Genomic DNA, 12,176 nt, shown 5'->3' with positions numbered 1-12,176 from the left:
AATCGTGCAGATATTAATCGATACTGATAAACAAAAGAGCAGTCTTGAAGACTGCCCTTATTGCGGCTGAGTTTAGCCCGACTGGCTAGGGCCTGTTGATCTTTGCTGGTTGAATTTTGTTCGAGAAAAAAACGTTTTAATCGAGGCGAGTGGATTGCAGCCTAGTCATCTAAGCAAAATTCACTTAACAAAGAGTAAAACGTTTTTAGCCGAACCCTTCGGGCAGCGTTTGTTGGGGATTTTTACTGCGTTCTCAGCTTTTTATGTAGAATAACTACACTGCGAAGCTTCTGCCTTGTATAAATACCCAGCAATTCGCTGCAAAAACAACCTTAAAAGATCAACAGGCCCTAGATATTTTTCATCTCTTCATAGGAAGTGTGGCGCACATCTTTGCCTTTGACATAATAAATGATGTACTCGCATATATTTTGGCAGCGATCCCCTACCCGCTCGACCGCGCGAGCCGCCCATAACACATCCAGTACTTCGGGAATTGAGCGTGGATCTTCCATCATATAGGTCATCAACTGGCGAATAATGCCCTCATACTCACTGTCGAGCTTAATATCTTCTTTATGCAGTTCAAGGGCGACATCGGCATCCATGCGCGCTAAGGCATCTAAAGTGGCATGTAAGGTGCGGGTGGCATGACGGCCCATATTCTCGATACTGACCAATAGAGGTTGTTGATTTTTCAATCGCTTATCTAATGCCGCCTTAGCAATCTTAACGCACGCATCGCCGATACGTTCTAAGTCAGTGATGGTTTTCGAAATGGCGATGATCAAACGTAAATCACTGGCAGCAGGCTGACGTTTGGCGATGATGCGGGTGCACTCTTCATCGATAGACACCTCCATACCATTGACCGTATGGTCGCCCTCAATCACCTGCTGCGCCAGTTCGACATCTAAATTGCCAAGCGCATCGAGCGCTTGCTCTAACTGGCGTTCGACCAAGCCACCCATGGCCAATACGCGATGACGAATATCATCCAGCTCAGCGTTAAACTGACCCGAGATATGTTTATTTAAGTTCATGTTTTCCATTAAAATTCAACCTTGTTAAATGTCATCAATTCCGTGCCATCGGCAATAGACTTAGCCCACCAAGCAAAGCTTGCTATCTCAATGAGATTAGCCATAACGCCCGGTGATATAATCTTCGGTCTTCTTCTGCTTAGGGGTGGTAAAGATGGTGTTAGTGTCGGCATATTCCACTAACTCTCCCATGTACATAAAGGCCGTTTGGTCTGACACCCTTGCGGCTTGTTGCATATTATGGGTCACTATCACCACAGTATATTGCGATTTTAAGTCGGTGATCAGCTCCTCAATGGTTAAGGTCGAGATAGGATCCAAGGCCGATGTGGGCTCATCCAATAGCAAGACTTCTGGCTCAATGGCAATGGCTCTTGCGATCACCAAACGCTGCTGCTGCCCGCCCGACAAGCCAAAGGCATTATCGTGTAATCTGTCTTTGACTTCATCCCAAATGGCCGCGCCGCGCAGCGAGCGCTCCGCTGCTTCATCGAGTTGACGACGATTATTAATGCCTTGTAAACGCAAGCCATACACCACGTTTTCATAAATCGACTTAGGAAACGGGTTCGGACGCTGAAACACCATGCCCACATTGCGACGTAATGAAGCTACATCGACATTTTTGGCGTAAATGTTTTGCCCATGCAGTAAAATCTCGCCACTGATATGGCAGTTATCCACTAAATCGTTCATGCGATTGATGCAGCGCAGCAAGGTCGACTTACCACAGCCACTGGGGCCGATAAAGGCGGTCACTTGCTTTTTCGGGATCTTCATCGACACATCAAAGAGCGCCTGTTTATCGGCATATTTAAGATCCAAGTTGCGGATCTCTAGTGCCGTCTGCTCACTGCTTAAGTTATCTAAATCTACCGACGCGGTTTGCATTACCGACTTATCTATCGAAATCATATCTGTTCCTAATCACTTCAGGATAAAGGGATATTGGCGCTCAAGCCGAGCTTAAGCACTATGTAATCTATGCCCAATTAATGTTCTAGCGAGCGATACTTCTCACGCAAGTGGTTGCGCACGGCGATGGCCGTTAAGTTTAAGCTCACAATCACAGACACCAATAAAAATGAGGTCGCATACACTAAGGGTCGCGCCGCTTCAACATTGGGACTCTGGAAACCAACATCATAAATATGGAAACCTAAATGCATGAATTTACGTTCTAAATGCACAAATGGAAAGTTCATATCTATCGGCAATGTGGGCGCTAATTTAACCACACCCACCAACATCAGTGGCGCCACCTCACCGGCAGCACGGGCTACCGCTAAAATAAGTCCGGTCATAATCGCAGGGCTCGCCATGGGCAACACAATGCGCCATAGGGTTTCCGCTTTCGTCGCCCCCAGTGCCAAGCTGCCTTGACGCACCGCACTGGGAATACGGCTTAAGCCTTCTTCGGTGGAGACAATCACCACAGGCAAAGTCAAAATAGCCAAGGTGAGTGCGGCCCATATCACCCCAGGTGAGCCAAAGGTGGGCGATGGTAAGGCCTCGGGGTAAAACAGTTGATCGAGCGAGCCGCCCAACATATAGACAAAAAAGCCTAAACCAAACACACCGTATACAATCGACGGCACGCCGGCTAAGTTGATCACCGCAATGCGGATCATCTTAGTGACGGGGCCTTTTTTGGCGTATTCATGTAGATAAACTGCGGCAATGACACCAAAGGGGGTCACAATCACCGCCATCAACATCACCATAAATACGGTACCAAAAATGGCCGGAAACACGCCACCTTCGGTGTTGGCTTCGCGGGGATCGGCGCTGACAAAATTGCCCACCCCTTTAAACCAGTGGACTAACTTACCGACGATGCCTAAACGATTAGAATAGGTGACGCCTAAAATAGTATCGAGTTTAAGCACCACCTCTTCACCGCGCATATCGCGCACCACAACCGCATCGCGAGCCGCCGCTTGACGCAGGGCAAAGAAGGTTTTTTCCAGCTCAAGGTACTCATTTTGCAGCCGCTCACGTTCGCTCGCTAGCGCCTGCTTACGGCTGTCGGTCAGGGCGTTATCTAATTCATAACCCCGCTGCTTGAGACGTAAGTTTTCGAGCTGATAGTTAATCGAGCCAATGTCGCCTTTTTGCAGCGACACCGCTTGGTCACTCAAGGCGACGGCCCGCTCGATATGTGCCTCAAATGAGGCTTCCACATCATCTAACGCTAATCGTTTGCCATCTTCGATAATGGCAATAGGATAACCGTAAAAATCGCCATTTTTGCTGCGCTCAAGCTTAGCCACATCATAGGGCGCGGTGCGCGAGACGATGTCAGTGGCCAACACCCAACGAAAGTCCAAATTCACAAACTCACGGTTACCCGTTTTAATTAAGTAACGGGTGACCGTTTCACCTGGATGCTGCTTAAACTGGTGCCCCGCCGACAACAAGCGCTCGGTAGGAACAGCTTCGGTGTCGTAAATCTCGCCAATCAAGGTTGAACGTACTCCTTGTTGATCCACTAACTCCCACTGATAGATCTCTGCTGGCCAGAAATAACTCAGTCCGCGCCATGCGATTAACAGCAGCAATCCCAACACGGCAATCAAGCTAATACTCACGGCGCCGCCCGTCATCCAGATCCACGGCGAACCCGATTTAAACCACTTACCCATTACATAAGCCTCTTAAGGTCACAGGCGAAAATATTAATGTCGAAAACATACTGGCCTCCACTACAATGAGCTGTAGCGTTCACGTAAACGCTGTCTCACCACTTCAGCAATGGTGTTAACTAAGAAGGTAAAGATAAACAGCACGAACGCCGCCAAGAACAGCACTCGATAATGGGAGCTACCAATGGCAGATTCTGGCATCTCGACCGCGATATTGGCTGCCAAGGTGCGCATGCCTTCAAATACACTCCACTCCATAATGGCCGTATTACCCGTGGCCATGAGTACTATCATGGTTTCGCCGACAGCGCGCCCAAGCCCCATCATCACTGCAGAGAAAATACCTGGGCTGGCAGTCAGTAGCACGACCTTGGTCAACGTTTGCCAGTTAGTCGCCCCTAGGGCCAAACTGCCGTTAGACAGATGACGCGGTACAGAGAACACTGCATCTTCGGCGATGGAAAAAATCGTTGGGATCACGGCAAAGCCCATGGCAATGCCGACCACTAAGGCATTACGTTGGTCGAAAGTGATCCCCAGCTCGTTAGTGATAAACATGCGCGAATCACCGCCAAAGAATGCCTGCTCAACCACGGGACTAATGTAAAACGAGAACCACCCCACAAACACGATAACCGGTAACAGCATCAGTTCTTGATAGGTCTCTGGCAGGCGCTGTTTCCAGCGCCCAGGCAACTGATGCCAAGCAAAAGCGGTGAGCAAAATGCTGCAGGGCAGCAGCACCAGTAACAGCAAGAGCCCTGGGAGATTATCTTCAATTAACGGCGCCAACCATAAACCAGCTAAGAAACCCAAAATCACCGTAGGTAAGGCCTCCATGATCTCAATGGTGGGCTTTACCACGGCACGCACCTTTGGCGACATGAAGTATGCGGTATAGATAGCGCCAGCAATAGCAAGCGGCGTGGCGAACAGCATGGCATATAAGGCCGCTTTCATGGTGCCAAATGCCAAGGGCATTAGGCTTAGTTTAGCTTCAAAATCATCTGATCCCGAAGTCGACTGCCATACATATTGCGGCTCAGGATACCCCTCATACCACACCTTGTCCCACATGGCGCTCCACGACACCTCTGGATGACTATTGTCCACGGCAAACAAGTGTAATTGCCCGCCCGCCTCGACCACTAAGGCATTGGAGCGCGGGCTAAAGCCCATCACGCCAGGTTGCTTAAGATCAAAGCGTTGGGAAAATAGCTTACGTTGGCTGGTGGTATATAAGAGGTTTAACTCGCCTGAGTCGCTAATAGTGGCGAAACTTTTACGATAAAACTCGCTAGCGATACGCTTAACACCCGCCTGATTGCTAAATTGGCGGATCTCTTGATACTGGCGGCCTTTGTCACCATTAACCTGAAAATACTGCAATATCAAGCCATTATCATAACTTACCAATACCGAACTGGCACCTGCCAACAAGGAGACATCGGTCACCTTGGTTTTGGCTCGCTCCAATTCAATCACCTGCATTAAGGTGATCGCTTCTGCATCGCGAATATCATAGACAAATAGCCGATTACCCGAACGCAGCAGTAACTGGCGTTGATCTGGCGTCATTAACTGCTGCTGCACTTGCACTGGCGCATCACTTATCACGCTGGAGGTCGCTGTCCATTCCACCTCCTCGGTCATCATGTTCTCTTCGCCCTCTTGGCGTGAAAGAAACCATTGACCCGCGTCGCTGCGATAGGCAAAGCTCATTCTATCGCTTGAGTAAGCAAAAGTGAGCTGATTGAGCGCCACATCCCCATCGGCCACTTGCAGTGAAGGTTGCCCTAACGGAAAACTGATATTCGGGGTAATGAGTCGCTGGTTATCTGGATAGGTCACGCCAAACTGAATATCGGCGATGATCACCCGGCCATTTGATAAGCCATATGCGAAGCGTTGCTGGCTAGGAAAGGCGGTGGCACTGCTGACAATGCGTGTATCGGAGGGGATCTCTATGCTACTGGTTTCAATCAGCTGACCTGTGGCGGTGCGATAAAACTGCACTTCACCTTGACTGGTGACCCGATAGATAATTTCATTTTGCTCATCGCTGCCCACCATCAAGGTGGCGACATCGGGTTTATCGAGCTGAGCGGTCATAACCGGCGTCACATCGGCGCCATCAAAAATCGGCTTCACTACATACAGCAGATAAAAGAAGATCAACAGCAAGGCCACAAACACCATGATGCCGCCAAGCGTTACTCCTATTTGGGTGAGCTTATCTTGCCAAGCTCGTCGATTAGAGCCCCTTCCCATCAACAGTTTTGCTGTAGTAGAACCAGGTTGAGTTACCTGAGTTTCCATTAAGAACCTCGTTTATGTTTGTTCTGTAGAGTTTTCACTGGGATTGTTGTTACACCTATGTTAACAATAGTCAAACATCCACATCCCATTGCTGACGGTCGAGATTATATGACGTCAAGATGACATTATTGTTACAGCGACACAATGGCATCGATATTAACCAACTTACGGAGTTTTAGCGAAATGTTACGATACCTAGTTACCCTGCAAGTAGCCGATAAACAAGGCTTAGTTGAACAGATAGCTCATATCGTTAGCCGACACGGTGGCCATTGGCTCGACTCAGAGCTGCGTCATATCGATGGTCTATTTGCGGCTATCTTATTACTTGAAGTGCCAGCAGCCAATTGGGAAACCTTGCTCGAGAACCTCGAATGTATCGATGGCTTAAGCCTAACCTATGCCAAAACCCGTCATAAGCTCACCCCTAGCCGCTACCAAGCTTATTCGCTGGTAGCCTACGACAGACCCGGGCTTGTACACCAAATATCCAATAAAATTAGTGAACTCGGACTCAATATAGAGCGACTATCGACCCAATATGAGAGCGCCAGTCACACTGGCGTGGCGCTCTTTAGGGCTAGCTTTAGCCTAAATATTCCTAATGATGACATCGAACAACAGTTGCGCTTAGCGCTCTATACTATCGGCGATGACGTGGTGCTCGATACCAACGCCTAAGCTTAAGCGGAACCTGCGATACCGATTGTTAATTCATCATCCGCTTCGCGGCCAGTTAACAATCGGTAAAACCAATCAAAAACATTGCTAGCAATCTGATATAATCTAGCGTCATCGCGACGCTACTCGCACTATTTAGCTATTTTTATTTATTTTATATCGGACTCCATGATGCCAAATGCCCCAATCAGCGGAAACATCCACAAGATGCGTTCTGCGCTCGATAGCCAAGGCCAAGTACAATACCAGTTGCCACTGTCTGACCAACTTATCGAGATGAATCCGCTTATCGGCCGTCAAGTCACCCTTACTCACACTGGCCATATTTACTGCAGTCATTGCAGTAAAAAAACCAAGAAAAGTTATTCACAAGGCCATTGTTTCGTCTGCATGAAAAAGCTCGCCAGCTGCGATATGTGTATTATGAAACCGGAAACCTGCCATTTTGAACAAGGCACCTGCCGCGAGCCGCAGTGGGGCGAAGATAACTGCTTCGTGCCGCACTATGTGTATTTATCTAACACCTCGGGCCTAAAAGTGGGTATTACCCGCCATACTCAGTTGCCGACCCGCTGGATAGATCAGGGCGCCACCCAAGGCTTAGCCATATTGAAGGTCTCAAGCAGGCAGTTATCGGGTCTAGTGGAAGTGGAGTTAGCAAAAATGATTGCCGACAAAACCAATTGGCGCACTATGCTCAAGGGCAACGCCCAGCCGCTAGATTTAGCCGCCCACGCCAAGGCGCTGCTACCGCAAATAGAGACCCGGATGCACGAGTTATCGATGCAACATGGTGAATATGCTATTGAGCAACTCGATGAAGAGATTGTCGCCATTGATTACCCTGTCAACGCGTTCCCCAGCAAAATAGCCTCACATAACTTTGATAAAGATCCTGTGGTCAGCGGCACGCTTATGGGGATTAAAGGCCAGTACCTGATTTTTGATACGGGCGTTATCAACCTAAGAAAGTTCACCTCCTACGAGATAAGCCTCAGCTCAGACGAGGATTAATACTCTCTTAGCCATGCTCAATAAAGGCGCCGATGGCGCCTTTTGTCTTTATTCGCCTCGCTCATTATCGACAATCGTCATCATAGATAAGCGCTTAACTTGCTATAAAATCTGAGAGTATTGCCTCAAAAAGTGAAAAGAGGAGGCTGTAGACTGGCGATGGGGGTTAACTCCTTTTGACCAACATTTTTAGCCCGCTTTTACCACCGCTTTTGTTCCCCCCTCTTTAAACAAGCAACAAGGGATTATCACCCTATCGCAAGCAGGGTAACAAATCCTGCCGCAAGCATAGCGCCGATATGATGACTGACATTTTTTACTGGCAAGGCGTGATATTCTCAGCGATGATGTGCCACTGACTTTAAGCGACTATACGATTACGTCCATGGAACTTGTCTTGGCTATTGCGCTGTTTGCGTTTTCATCTGGTATTACCCCAGGGCCTAATAACATCATGTTGATGTCTTCAGGAGTCAACTTTGGTATCAAACCCAGTTTGCCTCATCTTGCGGGGATCTGCATTGGGTTTCCTGCCATGGTGCTGGCGATAGGCCTAGGCTTAAGCACCCTATTTCAAAGTTACCCCATACTGCATGTCGCTATAAAATATATTGGCATCACCTACTTACTCTATCTTGCCTGGCTGATTGCTAATAGCAGCAGTAAGATGGAGGGCAAACACACTAGTCGACCACTCAGTTTTATCCAGGCCGCGGCTTTTCAGTGGGTTAACCCTAAGGGCTGGATCATGGCAGTGGGCGCGGTAGCCACCTTTACCACCCTAGAGCAACCGCTCACAGGTCAAGTCCTCACCATTGCCTCGGTTTTTTTAAGCGTGGCCTTTCCCTGTGCCATCGTCTGGTTAGGCTTTGGGGTTGCTTTAAAACGGTTACTAAAAAACCAACGGCAACAAAAAGCGTTTAACATCACCATGGCACTCTTGCTTGTGCTGTCTATCATCCCTATGATCGCGCCTTAATTCTCCCCAACGATTGCGCCGTCATAGGCTTAGGGGATATTGATAATAATGGAGACACTAGGTGACACTGCAACGACCAGCAACCGATGACTTTACCCAGGCCATAGCCACCGAGATGCAGCATTGGGTCGAACGGGTCATCATGAAATACAATATCTGCCCATTTGCCCGCCAAGAGGTGTTGGCCGATACCATACGTTACCAAGTCGTGGAAAACCGCCAACTCGATGAAGTGCTCAACGCCTTAATCGATGAATGCCAACTTCTCGATGCCCATAGCGAGATAGAAACCACGCTACTGATCTTACCGCGCGGATTTGAAGGGTTTTACCTCTATCTGGATTTGGTCGACATGGCCAATGATCTGCTTATTGAGCAAGGCTATGAGGGGATGTATCAACTGGCCAGCTTTCATCCAGATTACTGTTTCGATGGCGAGCCACAAGATAGTGCGGCCAACTACACTAACCGCGCCCCTTATCCGACACTGCATATTATTCATGAAGCGAGCATGGAACAGGCGCTGGCCAATTATGCTGATCCGGAGTCGATCCCCGAGCGTAATATCGCCTTTGCCGAACGTAAAGGCACTGAATTTTTCGTCAAACTCTTGCGAGACTGCAAGCAATAATACTCACAACGACTGGCACAACTTTAAGACGAGATAAACATGGCAACAAAATATTATGTGGTTTGGGCAGGACGAGAAACCGGTATTTTTACCAGCTGGCCTCAAACCAAAGCCTTAGTCGATGGTTTTGCAGGCGCCCGCTATAAGTCATTTAAGACCGAAGCCGAAGCCAAAGCCGCTTTTGCTAAAGGTGGCGTCAGTGCCCGCCCTAGCCCATCGGCTAACAAGCCGAAAAGCCAAGCCACTGCCAACGCCAGCGCGGCCCCAGACAGTGATGTGGATATCTATACCGATGGCGGCTGTGAGCCCAATCCCGGCAAAGCGGGATCTGGGCTAGCACTGTATCGACAAGGTGAACTTGCCGAGCTGTGGTACGGTTTATATAACCCTAAGGGGACCAATAACACCGCCGAATTAAATGCCTTGCAGCAAGCACTGCTGATGGCAAAAACCGAACTTGCACGCGGTAACAGCGTTCATATTCACAGTGACTCTCAATATGCCTTAAATTGCATCACCAATTGGGCTTATGGCTGGAAAGCCAAAGGCTGGAAGCGCAAAACCGCAGGCGACATTGCTAATTTAGAGATAATCCAACAGGCTCACGCACTGTATGATGAGCTCAAAACTGAGCTCAAAATATCCCATGTTGCCGCCCACGTGGGCATTGAAGGTAATGAACTCGCCGATCGCATGTCTATCTATGCTATCGATAAGCAAGACCGCGACTTTAGCCGCTACCCTGCGCCATTTTCGCTCGATGAGATACTGGCACTGCGCGCCGGTTAATCGACATATTACGCGCAATAAAATCGCGCTAATCTCGGTCTACCATAGCCTACATCCCGTTTAAGCCCATATGGGCTTAAACACAGCACATCAATGAGTTGGAGAATAACAATATGTTCAACATGGATTTCACTCAGCGGTTGGCTATCGACACCCAACAGCAAGACTGGCAAGCAAGCCCAGCCAAAGGGGTATGGCGTAAGCCACTTGAGCGTGAAGCCAAAGAGTCTGGCCACACCACCAGCATAGTCAAATATGAGGCAGGCTCGGCGTTTGCCACTCATACTCACCCACTGGGTGAAGAGATTTTAGTACTTGAAGGTGTGTTTTCTGATGAGCACGGCGACTACCCTGCCGGCAGTTACATCCGTAACCCTCCCGGCAGCCAGCACGCCCCCTTTAGCCAGCAAGGTTGCACCTTATTGGTTAAGCTTAATCAATTTGATCCACATGACAGCAGCACTGTGCGCATCGACACCCGCAATACTCCCTGGCGACAAGGCATAGGTGGCCTTCAAGTCATGGGCTTACATCAGTTTGAACATGAGCATGTGGCCTTAGTCAAATGGCCTGCGGGCGAGCGTTTTCAACCCCACCGCCATTTTGGTGGCGAGGAGATCCTAGTGCTCTCGGGTGAGTTTCGTGATGAATTTGGGGTATATCCAACCCATACTTGGCTTCGCAGCCCGCACATGAGCGAACATTTCCCCTACGTTGAACAAGAAACCGTCATTTGGGTTAAAACCGGCCACCTGCAAGTGATATAGCCGCGCCTAAACAGGTTTGCTTATTGTATTTTTCCCGCTAGAGACAGGGTCAGCTCGCTGGCACAAATGGCGCGGCAAGCTTGGCTATTTTGCCCACACCACAAGGGTGAAAAATCGCTGTTGTGTTGTTTTTCTGCCGCTTGTCTCAATTGAGTCAACTCAATCGCAGCATAGGGGAAATCTGGTGCGTGTGGGCTAATGTAGCCCAATTCTCGCATCAGGCGATTAACAATGCCTCGCGCCGGGCGCCCTGAAAACACATTGGTAATGGCAGTATGCATAGCGGCATCACTCGTGATGGCCTCACGGTGCAGCAGCGATGTGGACGCTTGGTTCGTCAACAGATAAGCCGTGCCCACTTGCACCCCGACCGCCCCCAAGGTGAGTGCGGCTTTAACCCCTTGGTGACAGCCTATCCCTCCAGCGGCAATCACTGGCACCTGGACTTGACTCACCAATTGCGGCACCAACGCCGCCAGCCCCATTTGGGTTGACACATCACGGGTTAAAAACATGCCACGGTGGCCGCCAGCCTCAAAGCCTTGGGCAATGATGGCATCGACACCATGGGCCTCAAGCCAGAGTGCCTCTTTAAGCGTGGTCGCCGATGAGATCACCTTAGTGCCCCAGCTTTTAACCCGTTTAAGCAGTGTTGGCTCAGGCAAACCAAAATGAAAGCTAATAATAGGCGGATTAAATGCTTCAATAGCATCGGCCATCTCATGGCTAAAAGGGACTCGACTGGCACCATTAGGCTGACTGTCACATTCGATCACCAGCTCATTAAAATAGGGCAATAATTGTGTCTGCCAATTGGCATGTTGCTGCGCGTCATAGGCTTGCACCTGATGACAAAAAAAGTTGAGGTTAAAGGGGTTAGCCGTGGCGCGCTTAATGGTATTGATTTCATCTATCACTTGCTCTGGCGTCAACATACCGCATGGTAAGGAGCCTAAACCGCCAGCATCACTAACGGCTATCGCTAATGCACTGCCTTGTACCCCGGCCATGGGCGCTTGAATGATCGGCAGTTCAATACCCAAAAGTGATTTCATTTGATGATCCATAAGCAACATCCTTTGTGGGCTATGGTTAAGTTGTAGTTGTAGTTGTAGTTGTAGCTTTTAGTGACACAACCCCCTTGTATCCGTGGCGGGTATCCGTGAGTGTTGCACTTTAATTGGCGACCCAGCTCAAGCGCGAATGCTCAAGGCAGGGTTAAGGTAACGACAGCCGCGATGTAACCATCATGTGATGAGCAACGCCTCTCTTGGCTGTACCGATTTATCCTCAAACACCAAAGCCTAC

11 protein-coding genes are annotated in these 12,176 nt (G+C 49.1%); 6 read left to right on the top strand and 5 right to left on the bottom strand.

Annotated features, from left to right (window positions below; translation table 11 throughout):
- Positions 1–350 precede the first annotated feature (350 nt).
- From phoU to AC0VXX_RS07575, 4 genes are all read right to left on the bottom strand, one after another.
- Entirely contained in the window at positions 351–1,052 is a 702-nt protein-coding gene (gene phoU / locus AC0VXX_RS07590) for a phosphate signaling complex protein PhoU (protein WP_110458136.1), read from the bottom strand.
- Positions 1,053–1,139: 87 nt separating this feature from the next.
- Positions 1,140–1,958, bottom strand: a complete 819-nt coding sequence (gene pstB, locus AC0VXX_RS07585; RefSeq protein ID WP_475516603.1) for a phosphate ABC transporter ATP-binding protein PstB — start codon at positions 1,956–1,958, stop codon at positions 1,140–1,142.
- A 77-nt stretch (positions 1,959–2,035) separates the two neighbouring features.
- Positions 2,036–3,688 (bottom strand): phosphate ABC transporter permease PstA, encoded by a 1,653-nt coding sequence (gene pstA / locus AC0VXX_RS07580; protein WP_475516602.1) that lies wholly within the window; start codon positions 3,686–3,688, stop codon positions 2,036–2,038.
- A 60-nt stretch (positions 3,689–3,748) separates the two neighbouring features.
- On the bottom strand, positions 3,749–6,007 hold the full coding sequence (locus AC0VXX_RS07575) for an ABC transporter permease subunit (RefSeq protein ID WP_475516601.1): 2,259 nt from the start codon (positions 6,005–6,007) through the stop codon (positions 3,749–3,751).
- A gap of 183 nt (positions 6,008–6,190) precedes the next feature.
- Here AC0VXX_RS07575 and AC0VXX_RS07570 point away from each other — a divergent pair, with 183 nt between their 5' ends.
- The 6 genes from AC0VXX_RS07570 (at position 6,191) to AC0VXX_RS07545 (ending at position 10,868) form a co-directional block, all read left to right on the top strand.
- Complete coding sequence (locus tag AC0VXX_RS07570) at positions 6,191–6,688, top strand: glycine cleavage system transcriptional repressor (RefSeq protein WP_475516600.1); 498 nt, start codon at positions 6,191–6,193, stop codon at positions 6,686–6,688.
- A gap of 171 nt (positions 6,689–6,859) precedes the next feature.
- Positions 6,860–7,702 (top strand): DUF2797 domain-containing protein, encoded by an 843-nt coding sequence (locus tag AC0VXX_RS07565; protein ID WP_475516961.1) that lies wholly within the window; start codon positions 6,860–6,862, stop codon positions 7,700–7,702.
- Positions 7,703–8,087: 385 nt separating this feature from the next.
- The gene (locus tag AC0VXX_RS07560; RefSeq protein WP_475516599.1) at positions 8,088–8,681 is read left to right on the top strand and encodes a LysE family translocator; all 594 of its coding nucleotides are present in this window, start codon (positions 8,088–8,090) and stop codon (positions 8,679–8,681) included.
- A gap of 115 nt (positions 8,682–8,796) precedes the next feature.
- Entirely contained in the window at positions 8,797–9,312 is a 516-nt protein-coding gene (locus AC0VXX_RS07555; RefSeq protein ID WP_475516960.1) for a DUF1415 domain-containing protein, read from the top strand.
- A gap of 39 nt (positions 9,313–9,351) precedes the next feature.
- Positions 9,352–10,101 (top strand): ribonuclease H family protein, encoded by a 750-nt coding sequence (locus AC0VXX_RS07550; protein WP_475516598.1) that lies wholly within the window; start codon positions 9,352–9,354, stop codon positions 10,099–10,101.
- Between the two features lie 113 nt (positions 10,102–10,214).
- Positions 10,215–10,868 carry a cupin domain-containing protein gene (locus tag AC0VXX_RS07545; RefSeq protein ID WP_475516597.1) on the top strand — a complete coding sequence of 218 codons (654 nt, stop codon included), beginning with the start codon at positions 10,215–10,217 and terminating at the stop codon, positions 10,866–10,868.
- Between the two features lie 20 nt (positions 10,869–10,888).
- Here the strand turns inward: AC0VXX_RS07545 and AC0VXX_RS07540 are convergent, their stop codons facing one another.
- Positions 10,889–11,935 carry an NAD(P)H-dependent flavin oxidoreductase gene (locus AC0VXX_RS07540; RefSeq protein WP_475516596.1) on the bottom strand — a complete coding sequence of 349 codons (1,047 nt, stop codon included), beginning with the start codon at positions 11,933–11,935 and terminating at the stop codon, positions 10,889–10,891.
- Positions 11,936–12,176 lie beyond the last annotated feature (241 nt).

The sequence above is a fragment of the Shewanella sp. QJM3NY_23 genome, assembly GCF_056173105.1.
This window is presented reverse-complemented; position numbering and strand designations above follow the sequence as displayed.